32 protein-coding genes and 2 pseudogenes are annotated in these 24548 nt (G+C 48.5%); 4 read left to right on the plus strand and 30 right to left on the minus strand.

Features of this window, described 5'->3' with window-relative positions; translation table 11 throughout:
• On the plus strand, positions 1–451 hold a 451-nt coding region (locus HMPREF3119_RS19710; protein WP_305777631.1), incomplete at its 5' end, for a solute carrier family 23 protein.
• A 51-nt stretch (positions 452–502) separates the two neighbouring features.
• On the opposite strand, the pseudogene HMPREF3119_RS06430 reads toward HMPREF3119_RS19710, so the two are convergent.
• The 3 genes and pseudogenes from HMPREF3119_RS06430 to HMPREF3119_RS06440 form a co-directional block, all read right to left on the minus strand.
• Positions 503–893, minus strand: a pseudogene (locus HMPREF3119_RS06430) (LysE family translocator); the annotation flags it as partial.
• Positions 826–1152 (minus strand): hypothetical protein, encoded by a 327-nt coding sequence (locus HMPREF3119_RS06435; protein ID WP_004236675.1) that lies wholly within the window; start codon positions 1150–1152, stop codon positions 826–828. The gene HMPREF3119_RS06435 and the pseudogene HMPREF3119_RS06430, both read right to left, overlap by 68 nt.
• A 519-nt stretch (positions 1153–1671) precedes the next feature.
• The gene (locus tag HMPREF3119_RS06440; RefSeq protein ID WP_070579006.1) at positions 1672–1953 is read right to left on the minus strand and encodes a single stranded DNA-binding domain-containing protein; all 282 of its coding nucleotides are present in this window, start codon (positions 1951–1953) and stop codon (positions 1672–1674) included.
• Between the two features lie 964 nt (positions 1954–2917).
• On the opposite strand from HMPREF3119_RS06440, the gene HMPREF3119_RS06450 reads away from it, so the two are divergent.
• Positions 2918–3343, plus strand: a complete 426-nt coding sequence (locus HMPREF3119_RS06450) for a hypothetical protein (protein ID WP_070579012.1) — start codon at positions 2918–2920, stop codon at positions 3341–3343.
• Here HMPREF3119_RS06450 and HMPREF3119_RS06455 read toward each other — a convergent pair.
• The 24 genes and pseudogenes from HMPREF3119_RS06455 to HMPREF3119_RS06570 form a co-directional block, all read right to left on the minus strand.
• Positions 3340–3741: a protein-export chaperone SecB gene (locus HMPREF3119_RS06455; RefSeq protein WP_070579015.1), complete on the minus strand. Its 402-nt coding sequence runs from the start codon at positions 3739–3741 to the stop codon at positions 3340–3342. The genes HMPREF3119_RS06450 and HMPREF3119_RS06455 overlap by 4 nt on opposite strands.
• A gap of 2 nt (positions 3742–3743) precedes the next feature.
• Positions 3744–3977 carry a hypothetical protein gene (locus HMPREF3119_RS06460; protein ID WP_070579019.1) on the minus strand — a complete coding sequence of 78 codons (234 nt, stop codon included), beginning with the start codon at positions 3975–3977 and terminating at the stop codon, positions 3744–3746.
• A gap of 9 nt (positions 3978–3986) precedes the next feature.
• A complete protein-coding gene (locus HMPREF3119_RS06465; RefSeq protein ID WP_070579022.1) occupies positions 3987–4562 on the minus strand; it encodes a hypothetical protein in 576 nt (191 codons plus the stop codon).
• Between the two features lie 689 nt (positions 4563–5251).
• On the minus strand, positions 5252–5596 hold the full coding sequence (locus HMPREF3119_RS06470; protein ID WP_070579025.1) for a hypothetical protein: 345 nt from the start codon (positions 5594–5596) through the stop codon (positions 5252–5254).
• Positions 5593–5811, minus strand: coding sequence for a hypothetical protein (locus HMPREF3119_RS06475; protein ID WP_036407210.1), 219 nt, complete (start codon positions 5809–5811; stop codon positions 5593–5595). Before HMPREF3119_RS06475 ends, HMPREF3119_RS06470 begins: the two co-directional genes overlap by 4 nt.
• 68 nt (positions 5812–5879) lie before the next feature.
• Positions 5880–8282 (minus strand): hypothetical protein, encoded by a 2403-nt coding sequence (locus tag HMPREF3119_RS06480; RefSeq protein WP_070579029.1) that lies wholly within the window; start codon positions 8280–8282, stop codon positions 5880–5882.
• Positions 8270–8482 (minus strand): hypothetical protein, encoded by a 213-nt coding sequence (locus HMPREF3119_RS06485; protein ID WP_070579032.1) that lies wholly within the window; start codon positions 8480–8482, stop codon positions 8270–8272. The genes HMPREF3119_RS06480 and HMPREF3119_RS06485 overlap by 13 nt, the downstream gene beginning before the upstream one ends.
• Positions 8483–8647: 165 nt before the next feature.
• Complete coding sequence (locus HMPREF3119_RS06490) at positions 8648–8869, minus strand: hypothetical protein (protein WP_070579035.1); 222 nt, start codon at positions 8867–8869, stop codon at positions 8648–8650.
• Positions 8866–9297, minus strand: a complete 432-nt coding sequence (locus tag HMPREF3119_RS06495; RefSeq protein ID WP_233441740.1) for a ProQ/FINO family protein — start codon at positions 9295–9297, stop codon at positions 8866–8868. Before HMPREF3119_RS06495 ends, HMPREF3119_RS06490 begins: the two co-directional genes overlap by 4 nt.
• A 460-nt stretch (positions 9298–9757) precedes the next feature.
• Positions 9758–12468, minus strand: a pseudogene (locus HMPREF3119_RS06500) (DUF927 domain-containing protein).
• The gene (locus HMPREF3119_RS06505; protein WP_046894448.1) at positions 12455–12829 is read right to left on the minus strand and encodes a hypothetical protein; all 375 of its coding nucleotides are present in this window, start codon (positions 12827–12829) and stop codon (positions 12455–12457) included. Before HMPREF3119_RS06505 ends, HMPREF3119_RS06500 begins: the two are co-directional and overlap by 14 nt.
• On the minus strand, positions 12826–13176 hold the full coding sequence (locus tag HMPREF3119_RS06510) for a hypothetical protein (RefSeq protein ID WP_070579038.1): 351 nt from the start codon (positions 13174–13176) through the stop codon (positions 12826–12828). Before HMPREF3119_RS06510 ends, HMPREF3119_RS06505 begins: the two co-directional genes overlap by 4 nt.
• Before the next feature lie 11 nt (positions 13177–13187).
• Positions 13188–13730 (minus strand): hypothetical protein, encoded by a 543-nt coding sequence (locus HMPREF3119_RS06515; RefSeq protein ID WP_070579041.1) that lies wholly within the window; start codon positions 13728–13730, stop codon positions 13188–13190.
• Positions 13727–13924, minus strand: a complete 198-nt coding sequence (locus tag HMPREF3119_RS06520) for a hypothetical protein (protein WP_036407229.1) — start codon at positions 13922–13924, stop codon at positions 13727–13729. The genes HMPREF3119_RS06515 and HMPREF3119_RS06520 overlap by 4 nt, the downstream gene beginning before the upstream one ends.
• On the minus strand, positions 13921–14130 hold the full coding sequence (locus tag HMPREF3119_RS06525) for a hypothetical protein (protein WP_070579044.1): 210 nt from the start codon (positions 14128–14130) through the stop codon (positions 13921–13923). The genes HMPREF3119_RS06520 and HMPREF3119_RS06525 overlap by 4 nt, the downstream gene beginning before the upstream one ends.
• A complete protein-coding gene (locus HMPREF3119_RS06530) occupies positions 14127–14318 on the minus strand; it encodes a hypothetical protein (protein WP_070579047.1) in 192 nt (63 codons plus the stop codon). Before HMPREF3119_RS06530 ends, HMPREF3119_RS06525 begins: the two co-directional genes overlap by 4 nt.
• A complete protein-coding gene (locus HMPREF3119_RS06535) occupies positions 14315–14575 on the minus strand; it encodes a hypothetical protein (protein ID WP_070579050.1) in 261 nt (86 codons plus the stop codon). The genes HMPREF3119_RS06530 and HMPREF3119_RS06535 overlap by 4 nt, the downstream gene beginning before the upstream one ends.
• Positions 14572–15669, minus strand: coding sequence for a host cell division inhibitor Icd-like protein (locus HMPREF3119_RS18750; protein ID WP_233441739.1), 1098 nt, complete (start codon positions 15667–15669; stop codon positions 14572–14574). The genes HMPREF3119_RS06535 and HMPREF3119_RS18750 overlap by 4 nt, the downstream gene beginning before the upstream one ends.
• A complete protein-coding gene (locus tag HMPREF3119_RS06545; RefSeq protein WP_070579053.1) occupies positions 15669–16262 on the minus strand; it encodes a BRO-N domain-containing protein in 594 nt (197 codons plus the stop codon). Before HMPREF3119_RS06545 ends, HMPREF3119_RS18750 begins: the two co-directional genes overlap by 1 nt.
• Positions 16263–16275: 13 nt before the next feature.
• The gene (locus HMPREF3119_RS06550; protein WP_070579056.1) at positions 16276–16704 is read right to left on the minus strand and encodes a hypothetical protein; all 429 of its coding nucleotides are present in this window, start codon (positions 16702–16704) and stop codon (positions 16276–16278) included.
• Positions 16704–16940 (minus strand): helix-turn-helix transcriptional regulator, encoded by a 237-nt coding sequence (locus tag HMPREF3119_RS06555; protein ID WP_070579058.1) that lies wholly within the window; start codon positions 16938–16940, stop codon positions 16704–16706. Before HMPREF3119_RS06555 ends, HMPREF3119_RS06550 begins: the two co-directional genes overlap by 1 nt.
• Before the next feature lie 101 nt (positions 16941–17041).
• On the minus strand, positions 17042–17950 hold the full coding sequence (locus HMPREF3119_RS06560; RefSeq protein ID WP_070579061.1) for a hypothetical protein: 909 nt from the start codon (positions 17948–17950) through the stop codon (positions 17042–17044).
• A 92-nt stretch (positions 17951–18042) separates the two neighbouring features.
• Positions 18043–19308, minus strand: a complete 1266-nt coding sequence (locus HMPREF3119_RS06565; RefSeq protein WP_070579064.1) for a tyrosine-type recombinase/integrase — start codon at positions 19306–19308, stop codon at positions 18043–18045.
• A 189-nt stretch (positions 19309–19497) separates the two neighbouring features.
• On the minus strand, positions 19498–20361 hold the full coding sequence (locus HMPREF3119_RS06570; RefSeq protein WP_032098039.1) for a YicC/YloC family endoribonuclease: 864 nt from the start codon (positions 20359–20361) through the stop codon (positions 19498–19500).
• Positions 20362–20485: 124 nt separating this feature from the next.
• Here HMPREF3119_RS06570 and rph point away from each other — a divergent pair, with 124 nt between their 5' ends.
• Together rph and pyrE are read left to right on the plus strand one after the other, a co-directional pair.
• On the plus strand, positions 20486–21214 hold the full coding sequence (gene rph, locus HMPREF3119_RS06575) for a ribonuclease PH (RefSeq protein WP_004236673.1): 729 nt from the start codon (positions 20486–20488) through the stop codon (positions 21212–21214).
• 80 nt (positions 21215–21294) lie between these two features.
• A complete protein-coding gene (gene pyrE / locus HMPREF3119_RS06580; protein ID WP_004236672.1) occupies positions 21295–21942 on the plus strand; it encodes an orotate phosphoribosyltransferase in 648 nt (215 codons plus the stop codon).
• Between the two features lie 72 nt (positions 21943–22014).
• Here pyrE and slmA read toward each other — a convergent pair whose 3' ends face one another.
• The 3 genes from slmA to coaBC form a co-directional block, all read right to left on the minus strand.
• Positions 22015–22608 (minus strand): nucleoid occlusion factor SlmA, encoded by a 594-nt coding sequence (slmA, locus tag HMPREF3119_RS06585; protein ID WP_004236671.1) that lies wholly within the window; start codon positions 22606–22608, stop codon positions 22015–22017.
• Between the two features lie 104 nt (positions 22609–22712).
• A complete protein-coding gene (dut, locus tag HMPREF3119_RS06590; protein ID WP_004236669.1) occupies positions 22713–23171 on the minus strand; it encodes a dUTP diphosphatase in 459 nt (152 codons plus the stop codon).
• Positions 23149–24363: a bifunctional phosphopantothenoylcysteine decarboxylase/phosphopantothenate--cysteine ligase CoaBC gene (gene coaBC, locus HMPREF3119_RS06595; RefSeq protein WP_036417449.1), complete on the minus strand. Its 1215-nt coding sequence runs from the start codon at positions 24361–24363 to the stop codon at positions 23149–23151. The genes dut and coaBC overlap by 23 nt, the downstream gene beginning before the upstream one ends.
• Positions 24364–24548: the final 185 nt, after the last annotated feature.

The following is a 24548-nucleotide window of genomic DNA, read 5'->3' on the forward strand; positions in this document are numbered from 1 at the left end:
GCCGCTGACCACCTTTGCCCAGAACAACGGGGTTATTCAGATGACCGGGGTGGCTTCCCGCCATGTCGGGAAAATCATTGCGGTTATCCTGGTGATCCTGGGGCTGTTTCCGGGGATCGGCTGGTTCTTTACGACGATTCCGGCACCGGTGCTGGGTGGTGCGATGACACTGATGTTCTCCATGATTGCCATTGCCGGGATCCGTATTATTCTGTCCAACGGTCTGCGCCGCCGCGAAACCCTGATTGTGGCGACCTCACTGGGGCTGGGGTTGGGTGTCTCTTATGACCCGGCGGTTTTCCACGTCCTGCCGACATCCCTTTACGCGCTGGCAGAAAACCCGATCTGTATGGGCGGTGTGACCGCTATTATTCTGAATTTAATTATTCCGATCAGTAAGGAAACCGAACCGGATGATATTGAAGAATCCGTGAGGGAAGAGGAAGTTTAATCAGCACAGCCTGACAGCCCGCTTATCTCAGCGGGCTGTCAGTATACGGACTTACCGGTGACTGAGTGCCAGCTTCACGGCAAAAAACATAAAAAGTCCGCCGGTCAGGCGATCCATCCACCGGATAAAGCGCCGTGATTTCAGCAGGCGTGAGGCGTAACCGGTCATCATAATCAGAGTCAATGACCAGAGCGTACCGATAACCACATGAATAGTGACGAGCAGAAATGTCCGGGCTATCAGCGGCTGTCCGGCAGGAATAAACTGCGGCAGGAAAGAGACATAAAATATCCCCTTGTGTTGTACTGAATGATTGACGGGGGTGCAGAATTAACTGAATACCCAGCCAGAGCAGATAAAGTGCCCCGCACCATTTAACGATATCGTAAGCCGTGGCAGACGCGGCGAGCAGTGCACCGAGACCCGGCGCCACGAAAAGCCCCCGGAAAAAGATAAAAAAGTGGTTTAACGATATTTTCCCAATAAGTATCAACTATAACAATAAGAGAAACGGCAAAGAAAGAATACGCTACCATGATTTTCCACACTTTTTTGAAGACAGTAACTGATTTACCAAATTTCCTGTTTTTCTGAACATCAGTGAGTTCTTTATACAAGTTTTCTTTTTCTTTATCTGACATTTTTTCACTGCGGATTTTCTGCAGCAGGCGTGTTTCAGTTTTTGTATGAAACAATGGCATCCATTAATTCAATATATTGCGGAGAGTGCCTAGTACTGTTCATTTTGTCCTCATGAGTACCATTGAGTATTGTTCTGACAATAAAAAAACCGGCGGATACAGAGCATCAGCCGGCTTATGGATGTGTACTGAGTTACTGTGAAGCGTTACTCAATATTGAATTTATTCATTGAGTAGGTGGCTTAAAGACGCGTGGTTGCTGGATTATTGCTATTCAATATTTTCTAGGGGTACACCCTTGGGTACACGCTAAATCGGAGTGTACCACCGGATTGATTAATTTGTGTCCGCTGGTGGATTCGCCGTCCAGACAGAACCCTACCCGTAACCTCCCCGTCATTTTTCATGCCTCCGTTTCAAACGGAACCGTGATATCCGAAGAATGGTTTATGTCTGTCCTGCACACCGAACTACCCCAATAATATTGGGTCAGTTAAATGGCAGATCTCTGCCACTTTTAAAGTCGGGATTCCTCACCTTTGAATTTCCCGATTTCAAATCCGACAACATTAACTTTTACTAACCGGTGACTATCTGCGCCCCGGTGAGCTGATACCCGTTAAACCATTCATGCCGCCCAGTGGCGATAACCAAGCTTCCTTTCTGGCAGGTCATCAGTTCCAGTGCGTTCATATCAAATGCCACCAGCTTCAGCGGATAGGGGCTGCGGCGTTCGCTCTCTGCCTGAATGGTCATTGTTGCCATTACCTTACCGGTGGCCGTCTTAACCCGCTGAGGTGGTTTAGTGACAGTGCCGGTTACTGTGGCTGTGATGGGCTTTGTTTTTCGGTATGTGCGCATAAATCACCTGCTGGCTGTTGAGACTGCGGATAGTATAACTCATTGATAACGCTTGTTTCCGGTATAAAGCCGGAATCACTTCTGCTATTGGTCACTGAATCAATGACCAATGATGATACGGGATAATCCCTCAGATAAAACCTTGCCGTAATCTTGCCGTAAACCTTACCGTAATCTTACCGTTTCCTCGCCCTAATCTCGCCCTTACCCCTCACCGTAATCTCACCGTTATATAGCTCTGACCCTTGTTGTAATCTTGTTGTTCCCCGAGACCGTCACTTTGTCCCGCGCAGGGTGATATAACTTAACGTACTGATATTTATCCAGAGTGTGATTTAGCATTCTGGCGTGAGCCACCGATACCGGAGCCTCCTGTCCGGTCATTGTCCTGATACCGGCTGCTGATAGAGTGGCATAAGCTGGTGGTCTGTCCGGTAATTGTCCGGTACGCGGGATCATACAGGCTATTCCGGTGCGTACCAATCTGCGTACCAATGATGATAAAGCCTGTAATCACGCCTGGCTGATCCACATTCGGCGGCTGTTCGATGCCTGGTTTTGTCCGGTTCCGGTGACAGCTTTTCACCACGACATTTCACAACATCCGAGTTTCTTGATGTCAGGTTTTGACAGGTTCAGATGTCAACATTTGTCAACATCAGCACTCTCCGGCATCCGGTTTAAAAGTTAACATTTGTAAACGTCTGAGGGCTTTTCTCTGGCGGGTAATCCTTTGCTCTCAATCCCGAAACTAAAACAACAAATCTGTGCTTTTCTGTACCGGGCCCGCATTCCAACCGTCACCCTTTCCGGCTATTGCGACAACCACAACGGTACAAAGCGCAAATCTGAGCTTTGCTTGTTTAACAGATAGTTAGGCTGATATTTGTTTGTTATCTGAACTGTATAACACCGTTATACACTGGTATAATATCCAGTAATCACCAGTAAAAGGACTTTTATCATGAGCAATTCTAACCTTGTCGCCTTTCGTCTCCCCACAGAACTCCAGACCGTGTTTAATGACGCTGTAACGGCCTCCGGCAGCGATAAAACATCATGGATAGTCTCAGCCATTAAAGAGAAGCTGAACTGTCCAAAGGGGAATCCTGATGCCCGTATGCTGACGCTGGTGGAAAGGATGGAATCCGCCGCCGCTTCCCTGATAGCAGGTAAAGCCGATACTCCGCCTCATGCCTACAATGAACCGGCAATCGTCGCCGTGGTGAATCAGGTGCTGTCTGAGGGGATGGAAAACGGACGTGTCATTGCTGAGCGGATTAACAAGGCTGGCTATCAGACAAAGGCCGGTAAAGCGTGGGACAAGGATATCTATTCTGCGTGGAAGCGCAGAAAGCAAAGACCCAGAGATATGGGTCTATCCATTTAAAACACTTCAGGTTTAGAGATGTTTTCTTGGGCGTAATGAAGGAAGTTTATACTTGGAAGAAGCACCGGCGGATGGCCTCCACTAATAAGTAAGTTGGCCAAAAAAGCCCTTAAAAATGGGAATGCGATAGCCGGCGCATTGATTACTGGAAACTTAGAATTACGAAAAGCTTCATTAATATCTGAATCAGTAATAAAATAGCTCTGATAATCTATTCTTAAGTATTTTCTATCTGTAGTTATATATTCAAAATCGAACACAATTTTGAATTTTCTAGCGTCTTCCTCATAGAAAATCGGCTCAAAACTTAAGCTAAAGTCAGAATCTAACGTCTGATTGTCTTCGGCATCAACCAGAATTAGCTGGTTTACTTTATTTTCTTTCAATGAAAGCTTCATTGCTAAGCTGCTTCACCCATGTCGTAATTTTCTGAAGAAAAAATAATATTTCTTCTGCTAGGAGCATCGAGATTACTAGGCTCGATGACAGTTACTCGCTCAGATACTTCAACTACATGAGCAGCTAAAGATCTCCCATATGCTGGGAATTTAGACAATTCTTCAAAAAGAGACTCAGGAGTATACTCACTGAGAGCCGCTTCTAATAAAGCCATTCTTTCTTCAAAGGAAAGCATAATTTCCTCCTAATTTTGTTCAGTGTACTCTTTTGGGGACATGAAACAGCTAAAATCAATTCTGTCCTTCGCGTGAGCAAAAACGCACATTTGCTGCCTAGTGGCTAAACAAAGATGCTCTCGCCGATAACGGGTAAATAGCATTTTGGGGAACCTGCTATCATGTGGAGCGTCTTGTGCTTTAACTGCTAAATAGGGAAAAATTCCTGAAGATTTGGTTTCCTTGTTCAGTTTTCTAAAAAAAGCGATCACCTGAGAAACCGTAATTTTACCCACATTTTTAATGTCTAATTTTTGCGCAACTTGCGTACGCATTTTTTGAAATTCACATATTTGTCTAGTGTTGCCGACTAAATCTAGTAGCTCATCATCTTCATGAAATGTAATAGTAAACTTACTTATTGTTACCTGTTTCCCTTGATTCCACCGTTCAGCCCAGTAGGTATCATCTGTCCAGAAGTAGTAGCCTTGAGTCAGCCACTGATTATCTCCCTCTCCGCTTAAAAAAGGAACATTTTCACGGAGGAAATCATAACCACCTTCATCACGACAATTATGGTATCCAATGTGAATTTGGCGACCCATGCGTAATATTACCACTAGTTAGTTATTTGAATTTATTAGCATTAGTCTGAATTTCAGTATTAATCTAATAAGTTGATTGTTAAGTATACACCTTTTATTGATATAACCAATACGTACATAACTAGGCTAACCAGAAAAACTAAACTACTAGGATTTAGTTAAAAAGCAAAAACAAAACGTGCCAATCATCATCAAACTTGTATCAACTCTGATGTTAAGCATACTCCGCACTCCGCCCGCAATTCGCAATTTGACCTTAACATTTCTATACATCCATATTTGCGCAAAAATCACGTTAACCATTGTTACACAAGGCTTTTTCCGTGGTTCGCACTGCGCAGTTTTCGGGTTTCGTTTTGCGCAGTTCAGCGCGCACAATACCGATACATTCCGATACATGCGAACCGGAAACATTTATAGATTTTTTAAGGCGCGGCGGGGATCTGCGGAGGTATTTACCTTATCAAACCTTATCATCCGGAACGTTAGCAAATGTTAGCATCCGTACCGGGTCAGAAACGCCAGATAACGGCATCAATTGTTATCATTTTACTTAAGATTTCCAAAGATTCGGGCCGATAAGACTTAGTAAAACTTAGTATTGCGATATCCGAAAAACGTTAGGATTTGTTAGGATTTACTCTCTGTATTTGTCGCTATTCAGCCCGCTTTCACGGGCTTTCTAATAACTATTTTTCTTTGTAATTATCTATAAGTACGCATTCTTTGTTGGTCAAATTATTGACATCCATAAGTTCGCTATCTTTACAGATTGACTTTAAGGTTCTCATGCTAAGAAGGGCATACTCATAACCATCCGAAGATAGTCTTTTCCGTACATCATTTGGTAAATCCTCATTAGTTTCTTCACGCCAAGAGCGCTCGACAGCAATCGCCTGCGCCTGCTCATAGATAGCCTCTTTAACAAAGATATTACCGCTGAGGTCTGGGTTGTCACTAAAAAAACTGTCAAGGCCAGCGGCAGAAGATAATGCAGGAAATAAAATAAATAATAATATGCGGGTCGGTTTCATTTTCTACCGCCATCTGCGCTTTCAACAATTACTACTCTTGGTTTCATCATACTGATAGCTTTGACTAAACAGTACGGAATCACTGCCCAAGCAATGCCGATAGCAGCGCCTGCGGCTTGTTGTGGGGCACTATTGGCCATGGTAATAGCCGGGAGGAGACCATCAAGCAACCCAATGACAGCGCAAATAACAACAACACCCCAAAGAATTTTCATATCAACCTCAATTTATTAATTTAAGTTAATAATCATTTTGCCACTGGGGTGTTGCGAATTAAAGTCAATTAACTCATTGGTGTGATCAGCTGGAACATGTTTTCACGGGCGGATGTGGTCGCATCTGCCACGTTACCGCTGACTGTCGCTGATGAGGTGTTGATATTAATATCTCCGAAATTAGCCTCAACACGGTTATTAACGGTTTTGTTCCCCGACTGAAGCATCTGTGAATTAGCCATAATTTGCCGGGTTCCTGCGGCTGCGTTCGGCGCAATAGGATTGGAAATAAAGTCATTAAAACTATTGATTTTATTTGCCAGATTTACAGCCGGATCACCAGTACCATTAATGGCAGACATAACCAGCCCTTTGGAATACGGGAATTTCCCCTTATTTTCCATTTTAGACATTTCTTTCATCAGGTCATACATAACTGATGAATCATTCAGGTTTATCTTGTCGTGGACACCAACCCCCATGCGAGAAGCTACTGTATTTGAGTATGCTACCGGATCATTTTTCCCATGACCTTTGGGTGCCCATTTGTGAATGATATCCCACACCGTTTGCAGTTTCTGATAACCAGCGGCGCGTGATGTGCCGTCATAATACATCTTCAACTGGTTTGCGCTTGCTCGTATCCCGTTGTATTCAGTATCAAATTTAGCCCAGCCTCCGATATTGTCTGCGCCTTGCTGATTAGCATAAGCAAGGTTTAGCGGACTGTTATAGCGCAAGCCTCTCTCGGTATGATTTTTGGCAACGCTGCCATCTTCACCATCAGCATCAGATGAAATATCATAGCCATTCATCAGGATATCATTAGCCTCGTCCAGGCTTAATTCACCTTTTGACACTTTGACGGCAAGTGTATCTCTTTCGGGGTCACCAGTCGGTATATCCAGTGTATTTTCAGTTAAGCGCGCTCCGTTTTGCTTACCACGGTTATCAACCCACTCTCCATCCACCCAGCGGGCATCACCTTCACCAATAATGGCTTTACCTGCATATCCCCACGTTGGGGCTGTTCTAAACCGCTGGAACCAGTCAAACCCACCGAAAGCTTCATTCAGCGCATAATCAACCAAATCCGAGGCTACGTATGTCGCTGCCGCCACTCCACCAGCTTTCCCGATCATTCCTTTTCCGAGGCCTTTGCCGACTTTGGCCGCACCTTTAGATACACGCCCGAATGCGCCCAGCATTTTTGTTGCCCATTTGCCAGCAATATAGGTGGCAAACGCAGCAAACGCTAACTCCAGTTTATTGAGGTTTCCCTCCTGGTCGGTAAACCATTGCCCGATAGTGGTTCCTTTGAACCATCTTTCGAACTGATCCAGCTTCATCAGAATATAGGTAATGGTTTTATCCCACTTAGCCCAGTATTCACCCAGCAGTGATTCGCCGCCTTCTTTCCATTTTTTATAATCGTCATACAGCAGCCAGAGACCGGCACCGAGAGCAAACAAAGCGAGAGGAACCAGCCCGATTGACGCAAACAGCCCCAGAAAGGCCGCAGCGGCTTTTATCACCAGCGGGATAAGCAGGACACCCAGCACAATCCCGATGCCCTTAAACACCATTACAGCCGTGTCTCTGTTCTTGTTCAGGAACATCAGCACACCGGTGATCACCTCAGAGAATTTCAGCAGTGTCGGCATCAGGTAGTTTGCCAGCAGAGTTTTAAGCCCCTCCCAGCCCTGACGTACTTTCGCATTCTGTTTGTTAAGCTGGCGGCTGATTTCCAGTTCTTCCTCGCCGGAGATAACCAGACCGCGCTGCGTGTCCAGCATCTCCTGCATTGCGTCACGGCCTTGCAGCAGAGTGTTAATCGTACCCTCATCAAAGCCCATGTTTTTCGCAATGTTGTACGCCTGCGGGCGCGACATACCAGAAAGGCTGTCGGCCACATCCAGCAGGATAGCATCGAGGTCGCGTAACTTGCCGCCGGAATCCACCACGCCGACATTCAGCGCATTGAAGTAAGGTAACACCGAGGAATCCCCGATAGTGACCAAATCCCACAGCGATTTGCTGAGGTTGGACATACTCGCCGCCATACCATCAGCGGAGCCGCCGGACATCTCAGCCATGTTCTGCCACTTTTTAATCTCAGTGGCGCTCATGCCGAGGTTTTTACTCAGGAAATAAAGCTGTTCATTTGCCCGGTTAACTTCAGAGATGAGTTTCGCCAGCCCCGAAGAAACCAGAATAGCCGAGAAAAGCGCACCGACAGCTTTCACTCCTTCGTTCACAGACTTCGTGAAATCATCCTGCTTCTTCGTCGCTTTTTTGGTTTCGTTACCGAGGTTTTTTATCGTGATGGTTAAATCTGCGGACGCATTAGTAACATTTTCAACAGATGCCGATAATTTATTATTCTCTGCCGTCGATTTTTTGGCTTCATTGCTGAAACCACTGTTATCAAGCCTGAGCGATACGATCAGCGCATCAATTATTGTTGCCATGCGCTCCCCTCCCTCATGATATTCAGTGATTTCTCTGCCTGTTCAATCGCCTTATTCAGTAACCCGCGAATATATTCTGACGTTGTGATATTCAGGCTGATAAGGCTGGTGGATTGCGCAGCCTTTTGTATCTGCTTAACCCGTTCAATTGAGTCCAGTTCGATAAGAATAGGATGCATATCCCGTTTATTGTTGCTCATAGTGCCCCCTGTATTTACATACAGTTATTTTAATTGATTTGTATAAATAAGCAACAAACACCCCATGACATCTATATTTCTGTAGAATTATTTTCTATTTATTTGTGTTTTTAGTTGCTTTATTTCTATGAGGGGATAACCGGGGGAATCCCCCGGCTACTTTGCTTAATGATGATATCTGCGTCTTAATGCCTTTCCTGCTATTTTGACCTGTTCCGGGGTACCTTTAATTTTCATTCGTTTCAGAAAAAAGCCGGTTGTTTCAATTTTAACGTCTGCTATTCGCCTGATTGATTCTATTGCATATTTAATTTTATCAAGCTCAAATATTGAATATTCCAGTTCAATTACATCCGTCTCTCCTTCGGTTCGGTAGGTCATTTTCATAATTCATCCTGCTTATTAGTGTGTTGCCATCCCTGCAACTTTTGTTCAGCGGCATCTGCCTGCTCTGGTGTAATTTCACCGTTAGGCTGTCCGTTCATATCAAAGCGATTGCCGCCCGTCATGAGAGTTCTAAGATACACCTTCCGGTTAATATAAGCGTGTAATCCCTGTTTTATTTGCCCGCCGGTAATATCCAGCTCCCGCGCCTCAGCATCGGCAATCATCTGTTCCCTGATACCTATTGCCAGCGGTCTGGATCCCTGCAGGGTGAATACAGGCCAGTGCTGCGCTATCCGGTCTGTACGGCGTTTCCGCTTCTTCGCATGTGCCTCTGTCCTGTTTTTCTTCTGCGGCTGCTTCGGGGCTTCCTGCTGCGTTTTATCCGGTGCGCTTTTTGGTGCGCTGGTATCGGACTGAATTGTTATCACTTTGTTACCTCTCTTTAAGGTGAGAATTTCTCTGCTCACTCTCGTTACTCCCGTTTTATTTTTTTATATAAATACGCGATCAGGTGTCGGTTCAGTCGGTTCAGTTGGTTCAATTTGTAAAGATGATTGTTTTTAAATGATTTATTTCAAAATACTGAACCAACATTGCCCCCGATTGAACCAACATACTCCGGCACTGAACCAACATTCTTTCCGGTCACTGCCAGCCAGAGAGAAAACGGCTGATTTTCAGTGTTGGTTCAAAATGCCCGTTTGTTGGTTCAAAACAGCCCTTTGTTGGTTCAGTGTTGGTTCAGAAAACAGACTATTTTCCTTATAAATTAATACATCATTATTAAATGAACCAACTGAACCAACACTAAAACACTGTTTTTCACGTATAGCGTTTTTTATCTGAATACACCCCGGTGATGCTTCGGGGTGGTTTAGTAACACTAAATTAACTTTCATCCTCTGAGTCTGAGGTTTCCGGCATAAACCGCAGCACATAGACGTTAATCTGCCGCCCGTCTATTCTCGGGCTTTTCCGCTGATAGCCTCTGCCGCTGGACGGCGGTATCAGCATTCCGGCTGTTTTCAGCACTTCGGCAAATTGTTTGTAATTCACGCCCTGAGAGATTTCTTTCTCAAATGCCGCCGGAAAGGTGTAGAAGACAATCGGGTCATTGTCGTGATCCCCTTTCTTTCTGTACCCGGCCAGATCCCGGATTGGCATATCCCGGCAGTCATACGGCAGTGGCGCGAACCGGCTCAGTCCGTGCGCGTTGAGGAATGCCTCTGCCTGCCCGATTATCTGCTCAATTTCTTTGTTGCCGGTGCCGAACTCTGCCAGCCAGACATTGAATACCGCCTGAACCGCATCCCGGCAGTCCTGCTCACGCCAGCCGGTGATCACCCGTCCGGTCAGTAACGCGGCCTCAACCGCAGCAAACGGTCACTTGCCCGGTGAACCTGCTCCCCGTAGTTATCCGGGATCAGTTTGCTCCACCGCTTTTGTGCGTCACGGTAAGCGGTTTTTGCATCCTCTTTGTGCGCGGAAAGCCAGGTGATCCACCCGCGTCCCGCTGCGCCATAGTGAGAACGGCAGTTCACTTTGATAGTGTCGGCATGGTGTTTACCTGTTTCGCAGCCGTGAAGTTCCGTTGCCCGCTGAACCGGGATATTGAGCAGCCGCACTAACTGCCCGGCATTAATCTTCACGCCGGAACTGAGCAGGAATGTTTCGATATCTTTTTCACCGGTACTGATTGCCACAGTCCGCCAGCTCTCCAGCGGACGATTGCCGCCATCTCTGGCTCCCTGAATCTTTCCCTTGCCGTTAAACAGCGTGTAGGCCGATTTGTAGACATGTTTCGGATCTGCGCCCTGTCCGACTTCATCCAGATACAAAAGCCCGTCATTATGCGCCACAGCCTCATTAGCGATACCGTAAGCGGTGCCGTACCACGTCAGCCGCTGTAAATCCGGATGTCCGTACAGACTGACCGCCATATCCGCCGTGGTGCTCTTACCGGCGGTGGACTGTGCATAAAGGTGAATACCGAAGCTGTCCGCCATTGTGATCCCGGTCATGGGTGCCGCCAGTGCCGCACCGACAGCAAACATCATGAAGATATTGCCGTCCGCCAGCCGCGCCACCTCATCCCGCCAGCTCTCCGCCGTTCCGCTGACCTGATAAGCAGCTGCGGCGGCACTCTGCCCGTTAAACAGCACAGGTTTATCCGGTTCACCGATAACGGAGCCGTCCGGCATGATGTACGCGCCTTTGTGCCAGCCGGATTTATGGGTCACGCTCCACACATCCCGCCCCCGGCTGCGCATCAGCCAGTCTGCCAGTGTTGCCCGTAACGCCGGTTTGGTGGTGACAATCACGCCGCTGGCTTTCAGTGTCCGCCAGCCCTCGCGCTCACCGATATCTGCCATCGGGATCGCCTTTGTGGTGCCACTGCCGCAGTCCATTATCAGGAATGACTCATTCACATCGTTAACGCCCGCAGCCACCACCGTCAGCGGGTCACTGAGCCACTGCTCGTTATTGATGATTTCCCCGGTTTCTTTATCCAGCTTCGGGATCACCTGAAAGACACCGTTATCACGGGTTTCAATCCGGGGCTTCATCTGGTCGGCTGCGGCGGGTTTCTCTGCCGGTTCCGGTGCCTGTCCGCTGTCGCCGCTTTCCGGCTGATACATTCCCTGATTAAATGCCTGTGCTGCGGCATTCAGCCCCTCAGCCTGATACACATCGTTCCAGTCGCCGCTGGTGGCCGGTATCGTCACCTGCCCATTTACAGTCCGGGCTGCCGCTTCTGCTTTCTCTCTGCCGGTGTTAACCGTGTTATCTGCGTCATTATCGGCAGCAATAATGAGGGTCGCGCGCGCGTACTGGTCTCGAAAGTCCTTCGCAACATGGAGTAGGTTCCCTGCATCCATTGCCGCCACGGTCAGCGCGTCAGGTCGGATTAAGTGACACGTCAGGGCGGTTGCCAGCCCCTCTGCGATAATCACCTCAGAAACGTTCTCAGGCGCATTGACGGGGTAGTGGCTGCCTTTCTTCGTGCTGTCGGTTAACAGGCGTTTCCCGCCGTCCGGTTTAATGGTTTGCGCGCCGGTGACGGTGCCGGTCGCATTCACCAGTGGGATCAGTATTGACCCGTCAGGCAGTAACGGCAGCATGAAGCCGGTCAGCCCTTTACCGGCCAGATAAACGGATTCTCCCTGCTGAACCTGCGGTAACAGGCTGCTGTAACGCGCTGTGAAGCGTTTTTGTTTCTCTGCTGCGTCACGGGCTTCTTTCTGCTGCTGTGTGGCTTTGTGGCTCTGCTGCGCACTGACCGGCGTCCGTTCTCTGGCGGGCTGATGGTCTGAACGGGTATCAATACCGATAATCCCGGCAACTTCTTTCGCGGCCTCCGTCACACCCACCCCCAGCACACGCTGAACGAGGTCTAACCCGTCACCTGCGCCGCACTGATTACAGATAAACGTGCCGTTACCGTCCTTATCATCAAAACGGAACCGGTCTTTACCGCCGCAGGCAGGGCAGGCTGTATGAGTATTTACCGGCACCTCCGCGCCCACGGCGGACAGAATGCCCTGCCATTGCCCGTTAGCTTTCAGCTTAACCTCACGGATAACATCAATGGATTTCATCGTCTGCGCCTCCTTCCGGAGCGGCCATATCACGGGATATGCTGAGGATTGACTGATACAGTGCCTCACCCGCCAGAGTTAAACGCCCCGAATCTACTGCACGGGTCAGTACGTCCGCTGCTGCCGCTTCGTAATCCTCCGCCTGTTCTGCCAGTGGTTCGATGAAATACCAGTCGGTCAGCAGCACGATATATTCTGACGGCGGGATGTCGCGGCAGGTGGTATTACCGCCCAGCGTCTCCGTCAGCCGGTAACTGTCCTCGTAGTCATGATGGTGGCAACGGTATACTGCGGCAGCAAAATCGCGGGTCAGATTCTCCAGCGTGTTATTTTTCTGTCTGAACGGGATCACGTTACTCATTGAAATGCTCCTTTGTCTGCCAGCGTGTCGCCCATATCGTTAATCATGCTCTGCCATATCTCGCGCCCAAACCCGGTGATAAAGCCGTTCGCGGTACACTGCTCCAGTACCTGTACCGCTGCCGGTTCCCACGTCCGGGATTGTTGTTGCAGGGCTTCCAGCAGATAGCTGTCCACCAGCATCCGGATACCTTTCACACCGTCAGTAATCGCTACCTCAATCGTTTTATTGCCTACATTCATCGGGAACCAGTCGCCGCCGCTCCGTGTGGTGACATCGTGATAAACCGCCCCGGCAAACAGATTGGCCAGCGCATTCACACGGAAGTTTTTTGTGATTAGTGCCATGTTATTTGTCCTCAGTGTGTCCGCAGTTCCGGCTGTTCCAGCACACCGCCTGCCACGTCCTGCGCTATTGCCCCGTGTATGGTGTCCATGATGTCAGTGCCCCACTCAGACAGGCGTAACGTGCCGCTGCCGTCAATCATTGAGGCGTACAGGCTGACGATGTGCTCTGCGTTGTCTGAACCGTGGCGTTCGGTCATTGCGCCCTCGATGTGGTTCGCCATTGCTATCCGCTCACAGTCCGGCAGGAGCGGCAGCATAACCCCGTGATTGCGGTAGTACGGCATCCCGTTCTTTGCAGTGGTTTCACGGATATACAGCACGGCGACCATCCAGCGGAAAGCGAGTAAATCTTTCGCTTTGTCACCCTGTGCATGGTCTAAATATGTCGCAATCAGACACAGCCCCAGCAGCATGTTACTGTCCCACTCTCCGGCATCCGCACGGGCAGGAATATCAGCCAGCGGTATCAGGGCGATATGCTGATATTTACCGGCAGCGTTGCGTTTCATCACAGCCACGGCAGAGCCGGTGACTTCGGTGCGGTATTCGCTCATACTTTGCCCTCCGCAGCTTCAGCCAGAGACTGTTCAATTTCCCGCGCCACCGTCAGAGCGGTAACAATCATGTTTGAGGTGTCATTGTCCGTCTCAGCCTCCAGCCAGATAGTAAGCAGAGTGATCATCTGTCCTGCTCTCATCTGCGGGACTTCCAGCAGTCGTTCAGTCAGGCGTTTTTGTTCCGGATTCATTTCATCACCTCCGCCAGTACTCTCAGTTTTTCATACTGTTCAGCCGCAATGCGTTTGATTGCCCTGACCATCAGGTGTGTATCGGGTTCAGCCTCATTTTCTACAGCAGCCAGCACCGGAAGCAGCAGCGCGATAATTTCCTCACTGATATGTAAAGCAGACCGAAACCGAACCATGTCTCCTTCCGATAATTTGATGGTTTTCATTTGTCGTCTCCTGCTTTATGAGTCAGTGACTGGCTGATATCGCTATGTATGTCACTGGCAATAGAAATCAGGTCGAACAAATCCGGTGAGCATTCTTTCAATGCCTGCTCCAGAATGACGGAATACAGTGATGTGACCTGCCGATCTTTATAGGCGGCAACATCTAACGGAATAGTTTGCTGGCTCATGCTTCCACCTCAGCTTTCACATCTGCGGCTTCAGCTCCGCTGATTCGGGCTATTGCCTCCAGCCAATAACAAAGTTCCTGTTTCTTTGGATCGTCAATTTGCGGGAATACCTCGCACAAAATATGAGCCATTCCTTTTCTTATTCTGAGCAAGCGGTCACGGCTGCGCTCCTCCGCAAATAGCGACATGTCATTGCTGAGAATTTTTGATATTTCAGACTGAATTTGGTGATAGTTGTCTGGGAACTGGCTGTTCATGCGGCCACCTCACGAACCGGTAAACGTCCGGCAAAAGAGAGGATGTAATCGCGTACCAGCAGCAGGCGGGCACTGTGCTCGTTTGGTGCTGTGGCTTCGATGCGGTGCGGAATATCTGTGCTGTCTGCACGTTTTACCGCCAGAAACAGGAATTTGAATTGAGTTTGGGCAGGGATAGCCATCATAACGATGATCTCCGTTTGTATTAACGCGGAGTCACCACCAGAGGTCTCAATCTCTATAGGGGTGGTGACGTTGACAGGGTTGAGACTACTGGCACAAACGGAAACCAGCCAGCCCGAAGGCTGCCCCACCAACGCCACCATTGAATCAGGACGGCATAATACCGTATTTTGCAGGTGTGCGTAGGCACGGACACAAAAAAAGACGCAAGGCGCGTCATGTGTCGCCGTTTGTATATTCAGGGTCTCAATCCTGGCACCGGATTTTGCCGGTGCCCGATCACTATAACGAACATCTGACGATAAAAACAAGTGATTATCATCAAAGTTTTCGGCTTCCCCGGAAATATCCGATATGCAGCCACTCCGCCGCTGACTAATCTGTAATGGCTGATTTGCTCGATATTTAATATCGAACACGCAAAGGGTGGTGGAAACGTTGCCCTTTTTTATGGACTCTAAAAACTCTACGCCTCTATCACTTTTTATGGACTCGCAAAACTCTACACAGTCCTTTTTTATGGACTCCGAAAACTCTACACGTCTATCATTTGTGGGCTGACAAAACTCAATTTCCCCCCGCATAGTGACCCCGATAAAACCTTTAAATGGTGTAATTTCCCCACGATTTGGGATATCCGGATTCGGACGGCTCAGGGTTTCATATTTGAGACCGGCGTAAAATTTCGCTGATTGACCGGCTGAAACTTTAGCCGATGACTGAGCAAATAATTTTGCTGTGTGGTTGCTGGTAATACCGTAAGTTGAAGTTACAGTATTCGTGAGGGTGTCCAGTTTAACCGACTCCCCGCCGTCCAGGAGAGAGCCTTTCCACTGGCTGGCCATGTGATTAATATTTGCGCTTTGATACACCGTTTCGGGTGTGTCAAACATTACTGAGGTGACGGCCATCAGTGGATCTCCTCATCGAGAAAATCAGGCTGATATTTCCGCCACAGTTCGACTTCCTCACGCTGCAAGCTGGCTTTTTCAGTCTTGCATGATTGCAGGTCACGCCCGCGCTGTGATGAGGTTAATTTGTACTGCTGCTGACGTTTAGTCAGGTCATTCAGTTCACCGAACGGCACACCATACGCGCCGGTCTTGCGGATAGATGGGATAACGTCCCGGAATACCCAATTAGTGAAACGATGTGCAAAAGTGCCTTTAGTGGTTGCTTTGCGGCTGCGGGCAATCAGTTTATAAAAACCGGATTCCGAGACAATATTTGCTCTCTGCTTTCCGCCAGGGGTGTAAATTAAACTTACCCCCTTTTCGTCAGAATCAAGGGCTTTCAATGCCATTCTATGGTTGGATAATTCCAAGGCATCACAAACATCTTTAGCAATAAACCACGGCTCATTATTAACTTTAACAATCCGCACCTGCACACCTTCAAACCGGATAAATGAAATATCATCTGAGTTGATATTCAAAATATCGTCTGACTCAAATTTAGGGTGAGTTTGGCTGGTGGCATTAAAGCCACTTTTTAAATTTTCCATTGTGATTACTCCGTTATTCGGTCGGGTACAGGTTCAGATAAATATCGGCTTGCTGCTTTGATAACCCGGGATAGCCACCATAATGTGCGCTGTTATTAACCAGATTAATCACCTTCTGAGCATCCTGACGGTTACTGATACTGTAACGGTAATGGCTCGCAATACCGTCCGGATTCGGCTCGTCATCACGGTTCAATGTGATGCCGGTCAGCCTTTCAATTTCTGAGCAATAATTCCGGCCTGACGACAATCCGCAGCGGCGCAGAATGTCGTTTTCAGTGATTCCGGATGTACCCGCTCCAAGTACAGCAATACGGGCGCGGTGCTTTTTCGGCGTGCGTTTCTTCGTGCGTTCTGTGGTGGAAATAGTTATAATGGCGGGGCAATTTTCAATATCTGAAAGATTTAAGCCGCCACCACAAGGGCGGTTTTTTTTCATCATTAAACCCCCTCGCGCTGTGCTTTCTTAGCGTCCACCCACGAACGGATCTCCGCGGCGTCAAAGACAGATAAGCCTTTCTCCAGCTCGAAAGATTTTGGGATTTTACCTGCCTTTTCCCAGCGATTAAGGGTTGCGTCTGAAATACCTAAAAAATCGGCTGTATGGCGTTTGCGGGCATTGCCGCAAGTAGGGTATGGGGTATTGATTTTAGCGCGTTGTTTGCGTTGTTGCTTCATGCTGTGCTCAGCTCCTTTCTGTTGGTTACTGAGCACATTAAAGCGTTTATTATTTTTATTTTTTAGTCAGTTATTGAAAACTTGTTGAAGTTATCGATAACTTATTTTGGTTGAAGTATTTGTATATCTCTCGCCCTAGAGAGCCAATCTTTCATTGTGTTATCAGAGATTACAGGCATTTCAATTCCAGCAGCGATGGATTTTTTACTGATTAAATCTAATAATGTTTGTGGTGATTGTCTTAATTCATCATTAGTGAACCCGGATAGCAACAATAGAAATTTTATATACGTTGCTTGGTTTGCTGTTGTCCGTTCTTTATTTTTTGTTTTTTTCTCATATCTTGAGTTTTTTATATTTGAATTATTACGAGCTAATCCCTCGTCAACAATATGTCCACCATCCATCAGAATGCTTAATTCATGATCTGTTATTAATAAGTCTTTTACCTTGGCTTCATACCAATCTGACAAATAAAAATCAGATGGTGCATAATCACTGGTTTTTTTAAAATTTTCGCATCTAGGAATATCAAAGCTATCAACCAAAATAATATCAGTCACCTCATTTACTATGTCAAGTTCATCAGATGATATTGATGTATGTGGTATAGCCACTAGGCCATCTATTTTATCTATCTTTTTTTCATTTCGTAAATTATCAAATGCCTCTGTTATACTAAAATAATCAGAACTATAGTGAAAATATCTATAACTTAACTGGCTGTTTTTATCTGGGATTTTTCCATATTCATCAATGATTTTTTTTATTTCAGCCTCATTTTCAAGTCGTGATTCTTCCTCTAGCCACAGAGTGGAATTTGATTCTATTTCTATTTTAAACACCTCATCATTTTCATTAAAAAAATGAAACCCAGCAGCAGGGATTTTGATGCATAACTGTAATAAACCAATTGATGCGAAATGAATTAGGTCACTGAATTCTATTTCATTACCAATGACTTTAATTGCCTTATCTAATGTATAGTATCTTCTTTCTGGCAATGCCATAACGTCACCTTTTACGCGCCTTAAGTATCGCCGTATCAGGCGGGTAAGGCTTCCCCACTTTTCACCCCTCGGGCTAGATACGGCTTATCCGGTTATTTTGCTTTTCGTGTACCCATTGGGATCACGTTGTAATCTTCGCCTTTCTCCAGCGATACCAGCAGGGCACACCATTGGGTCAGTGCTGCCCGCCGTTCATCAAAGTAATCATGCCGGTTATAAATACCCTCAACGCCCTTTATCCGGTGATTCAGACAACGTTCAGCAACAAAGGGGTCAACACCCAGCGCTGCAAGGTGTGTACGTGCTGTGCGCCGGAAGTCGTGAATAGTGAAATTAGGCATATCAGCGGGCAGGGCGTGGCGTACTTTCGATAAGGCAACGGGCAGGGTGGATTCTTGAATATGGGGGATCATCCGGCTTTGCATCTTCCGCGCAGGCAGAACGTACTGACTGCCGCAGGACTTAGATTTCAGTTCTGTAAACCAGTCAATGACTGTAGGGCACAGCGGAATATCTACGGCATCGCCGTTTTTACTGCGTTCAGCAGGGAAATGCCAGACAGCATTATCAAAATCGAACTCCTCCCAGCGGGCGGCACATAACTCCATTTTCCGCAGACATAACGCCAGCAGTATTTTAAAGCTGATTTCATTTTGTCGGCTGATACTTGATGTGCGGAATGCCCTGAGTACCAGTATCAGTTCTTCTCTGGTCAGCCATCTGTCCCGTGATACTTCTTTACCGCCAGCGTCAGCCACTTCAAAGGCGGAGCAGGGGTTAATCTCTATCATCTGCCGCTTAATTGCATAATCGAACATACGGCGCACCCAGCGTAAAACGTCAGTTGCGATAGTTGGCGCACCACGGTCAACGATCCCTTTCAACATGTCATCAACATGACGGGGCTTTACGTCCTCCAGCTTCATATCACCGATGCGTGGATTGATGTCTTTATCAATGCGGCGGCGGAGTATGTCCGGATGCTTCCAGCGCGGGAGTATCTGACGTTCAAAGTATTCAGCAGCCAGATCACAAACTCGGATAGCATTTTTCTCGGCCTCGATTTTCGCCAGTGCTTCGGCCTTTCGTTCTTGCTTTTCACTGGCAACGTCATAGCCCAGCGATACGCGGGCAGATAACTCCTTGGTCAGTTCCCGGGCTTTAGCGAGTGAGAGATCGGAGTATGACCCAAGATTCATTGTCCGGGACTTCCCGGCGAGTTTATACCTGAACCGCCATGAAGGGATGCGGTCATTTTGCCTGAAACGTAAATACAGCCCGTTACCGTCCGATTTGCCCTCGAACCGCTCGCCTGACTTTATCCACGCCCGGATCTCTTTATCTGTGAGTTTAGGCATTGTGCAATTTCCAATGTAAAAACAGGGGGTGTACCCAAAATGGATTTTTATAATGTCTAGGGGTACACCTTTGGGTACACGCCAATCATGCGCTATTGTGATTCACTCTGCAATGCTCTGATAGTAAAAAAGCCAGCTAATACAGGGTATCGGCTGACTCGTTGATGTGCTCTGATTTACTGTGAAGTGTTACTCAATATTTTGAATTTGCTCACGCATCTGCTCAATCAGCACTTTCAGTTCAATCGCAGAGCTGGTGATATCGGCATTGATGGACTTTGAGGCGAGGGTGTTCGATTCGCGGTTGAATTCCTGCATCATAAAGTCCAGACGGCGGCCGACGGCCTCTTTTTTCTTCAGGATATTATGGGTTTCTTTCACATGGGCATCGAGGCGATCTAACTCTTCCGCCACGTCAATGCGCTGTGCCAGCAGGATCAGTTCCTGCTCGAGGCGGTTCGGATCGACCTGAATCTGTGCGTCATCCAGTTTGCTCTGCAGGCGCTCACGCTGCCATAACAGGATATCCGGCATCTGTGCACGGACTTTGCGGACTTCTTCGGTTACACCGTCGAGGCGCTGTTCGATTAAGGTCTTCAGTGCCGCACCTTCACGTTCGCGGGCATCGATAAAGGCGGTGATGGTGTTATCGAGAGCGGCCAGCAGTTCTTCACTGATGGTGTCCAGATCCTGCTCCTGTGCGGACATTACGCCCGGCCAGCGCAGAATTTCCAGCGGATTGATTTCCCCTTCGTGACTGTAGTTTTTAACCCAGTTTGCGGCAGCAACCAGCTGTTTCGCCAGGTCTTCATTCATATTCAGCCCGCTTTGCGCGTTACTGCTCAGGTCAAAGCGGAGGTTACACTCAACTTTACCACGGGTCAGACGCTGACGCAGACGCTCGCGGATCACCGGCTCCAGGCTGCGGAGCTGTTCCGGCAGGCGGATGTAGGTTTCAAGGTAGCGCTGGTTAACAGAGCGGAGTTCCCATGCGGCAGTGCCCCACGGGCGTTTGACTTCCTGACGGGCAAACGCGGTCATACTACGGATCATGATATCTGTCCTGTGATGGATTTATTGCTCTGATTATAGCGCTGTTATGGTGTTAAGGCATAGGCATTCACCGGTTTAAGCCGTATAATGCGCCCCCAACAGTTAACTGAACCGGAGAATCACTATGAGTCAGTCATCACGTCCCGCTGGCCGGGGAACAGACCAGGTGCGTCCTATTACTATCACCCGTCATTATACCAAACATGCCGAAGGCTCTGTGCTGGTCGAGTTCGGTGACACTAAAGTGTTATGTAATGCCTCCGTTGAAGAAGGTGTACCGCGTTTCCTGAAAGGTCAGGGACAGGGCTGGATCACAGCCGAATACGGCATGCTGCCGCGCGCAACCAATTCCCGTAATGCCCGCGAGGCCGCCCGTGGCAAACAGACCGGCCGCACAATGGAAATCCAGCGCCTGATCGCACGTTCACTGCGTGCTGCGGTTGATCTGACCAAACTGGGCGAGTTCACCATCACCCTCGACTGTGATGTTATCCAGGCTGACGGCGGTACCCGTACCGCTGCGATCAGTGGCGCCTGTGTGGCACTGGCTGATGCCCTGAATCAGATGGTCGCGAAAGGTCAGCTGAAAGCCAGCCCGCTGAAATCCATGGTTGCCGCCGTTTCTGTCGGTATCGTGGACGGCGAGCCGCGTTGTGATCTGGAATATGTCGAGGATTCTGCGGCAGAAACCGATATGAATGTGGTCATGATTGATGACGGACGGATGATTGAAGTCCAGGGTACGGCAGAAGGTGCGCCGTTCAGTCATGATGAGTTGTTGTCGTTACTGGCCCTCGCAAGAGGCGGGCTGGAAACCATTTTCTCCGCTCAGAAGGCGGCATTAGAAAATTAATCAGAAGGCGACGTGATAGTCGCCTTTTTTATGCCTGTGATTCAGGCACGTTATCCGTCAATCAGAATCAGGAGATCCCGATGAAAGCTTATCAGCGCGAATTTATTGAACTTGCGATGAAAAAACAGGTACTGAAATTTGGTGAATTTACGCTGAAATCCGGCCGGAAAAGCCCGTATTTCTTCAATGCCGGGTTATTCAATACAGGGCGGGATTTGGCACTGCTCGGACGCTTTTATGCGGCAGCATTATGCGACAGCGGCGTACAGTATGATGTCCTGTTCGGGCCTGCCTACAAGGGTATTCCGATTGCAACGACGACAGCCGTCGCACTGGCCGAGCATCATGATCTTGATATGCCGTACTGTTTTAACCGTAAGGAAGCCAAAGATCACGGGGAAGGCGGAACATTGGTCGGCAGCCCGCTGAGCGGGCGGATTGTGGTGGTGGATGATGTGATCACCGCCGGAACGGCGATCCGTGAGTCGATGGAAATCATCAGACAAAACAATGCTTCGCTTACCGGTGTGATGCTGAGTCTTGATCGTCAGGAAAAAGGCAAAGGCGAGTTATCCGCCGTCCAGGAAGTGGAGCGCGATTACGGTTGTCAGGTATTTTCCATTATCACACTGAATGATTTAATCAGCTATCTGGCGGAAGATCCGCAGATGGACAGCCATTTACAGGCTGTACGGGCTTACCGTGAGCAGTACGGGATTGAGATCTGAGCCGGACAGCAGGCAAAAAAAAGCCCTCGCCCAATAAAACGGGCGGGGTGAGTAGTTTAACTAAAAACGGTATTACTGAAGTTGTGCAAGGATCAGCGGCCAGCGGGCTTCAAATTCCTGTGTTGGCCGGTACTTAAATTCTGAGCGTACAAAACGGGACAGCATGCCTTCGCAAAAGGCGAGCAACTGAGATGCTAACAGGCTTTCGTCATAAGTAAAACCGCTGCCGTCACGGATCCGCTTTTCTTTTAAGACCTGACGCAACTGAGCTTCGATTCGTTCATACAACTGATTAATTCTGCTCTGTAATTTATCCTGCTCAAACATCAGTGCGTGACCGGTCATGATACGGGTCAGGCCGGGGTTCTTTTCCGAGAATCCCAGAATCAGCATCAGAATCAGTTTTATCCGCGAGATAGTCTCTTTTTCATCCTGAAGGATGAGGTTTATCCGCGAAATCAGTGAGTCCTCAATAAATACGATCAGGCTGTCGAACATTTTTGTTTTGCTGGAAAAATGACGATAGAGCGCTGCTTCTGAAACACCCACACTGGCGGCAAGTTTGGCGGTTGTTATACGCTGACTGCCGTCACTGGACTCAAGCATCAGCGCAAGCGCCTGCAGGATCTCCTCGCGCCTGTTCTTCTTTTTTGTACTTTCTGCCATGTCAGATAAAACCCCTGCGTTAACGCAAAAACAAATCTGCCGACTGACAGCCGTACACCAGTACTGCTGTCAGAAAAGCGACGGAAATAACGGCGTTATTAGTATTATTGACGGCCTGAATGGCCAAATCCGCCGGCTCCGCGCTCGCTTTCGGTAAATTCTTCAACAATATTGAATTCAGCCTGAACAACAGGAACGATAATCATCTGTGCGATACGTTCGCCCGGTTCAATCGTGAAGGTGGTGTCGCCACGGTTCCAGACGGATACCATCAGTTGTCCCTGATAATCAGAGTCGATTAAGCCCACCAGGTTGCCGAGAACCACGCCATGTTTGTGGCCGAGGCCGGAACGCGGCAGTACCATTGCCGCCAGGGACGGGTCTGCAATATGGACGGCAAGGCCGGTCGGCAGTAACAGTGTCTGGCCCGGCTTCAGTTCAGTGGCTTCATCCAGGCAGGCACGTAAGTCCAGACCCGCAGAACCCGGCGTGGCGTAGGCCGGTAACGGAAATTCCCCGCCGATGCGCGGATCAAGAATCTTAATGTCGATTTTTTTGGTCATAGTGTTTCAGTATTTCGTCCAGTAAATGGTGGCTGAGCTCGGATTTGCTCATGTTCGGTAAGCTGATATCGCCGGTATGCCAGTACAGATGCAGGGCATTGTTATCACTGTTAAAGCCTTGGTTTTCAACAGAAACGTCATTGGCGCAAATCATATCGAGCTGCTTTTTCACCAACTTGCCGCGCGCGTATTCTTCCACATTTTGGGTTTCAGCTGCAAATCCAATCACAAATGGCCGGTTTTTTTCCAGTGCACCGACACCGGCGATCACATCCGGATTTTTCACCATCGTGAAGGTGATTTCGTCGCCCTGTTTTTTAATTTTCTCAGGCGCAACCGCTTTGGCGCGGTAATCCGCGACGGCAGCACAGCCGATAAAAATATCCTGCTGCGGGGCTGTTTTCTGTGCGGCATCATTCATTTCACAGGCACTGCTGACATCAATACGTTTAACACCCGCTGGTGTCGGTAGTGTGACAGGCCCGGCAATCAGTGTGACATCCGCGCCGCGTGCTGCGGCAGCCGCTGCAATGGCAAAACCCATTTTGCCGGAGCTGTGATTGCTGATAAAACGCACCGGGTCGAGTGCTTCGCGCGTCGGCCCGGCGGTAATGGCCAGACGGATGCCGGACATATCCTGTTTTTTACGGAAGTGCTGTTCTGCCCGTGAGACTATCTCTGACGGATCCAGCATGCGTCCCGGACCAACATCACCGCAGGCCTGGCTGCCGCTGTCCGGTCCCCAGACCGCAAAACCGAGCTGTTCCAGGTGCGCGAGATTTTCCTGAGTGGTCTGTGCGCGGTACATCTGCTGGTTCATGGCCGGTGAAACGGCAATAGTGGCATCAGATGCCAGGCAGATAGTGGTGACCAGGTCATTTGCCATGCCGGCGCTCAGGCGGGCAATCAGGTCAGCCGTGGCGGGCGCGAGAATAATGAGATCCGCCCATTTCCCCAGCTCAATATGACCCATTGCCGCTTCTGCAGCCGGGTCAAGAACGCTTTCGGCCACCGGGAAGCCGGAAACGGCCTGGAGTGTCAGCGGGGTGATAAATGCGGTTGCCGCAGGTGTCATGGCGACACGGACAATCGCACCCCGGTCACGCAGACGGCGGACAATCTCAGGGGCTTTATAGGCTGCGATACCACCACTGATACCCAGAACTATCTGTTTTCCTGTCAGTTCGGACATTGTGTTTTATCCAGTTATTTTTCGGAGATACGCGATTTTACCACAACACCGCCGTATAGGTAGGGTGCTGTGTATTTATCCAGCTAAATAATGTTTTTTCTTCGGCGCGTCTCGCAAAAATGGCGTGTTTTATGCGAAAAAACCGCCGGTACTGACATACTTTTTCCGGTAAAGCAGAGAAAACG

The sequence above is a fragment of the Morganella sp. HMSC11D09 genome, from assembly GCF_001807955.1.
GTDB lineage: Bacteria > Pseudomonadota > Gammaproteobacteria > Enterobacterales > Enterobacteriaceae > Morganella > Morganella morganii.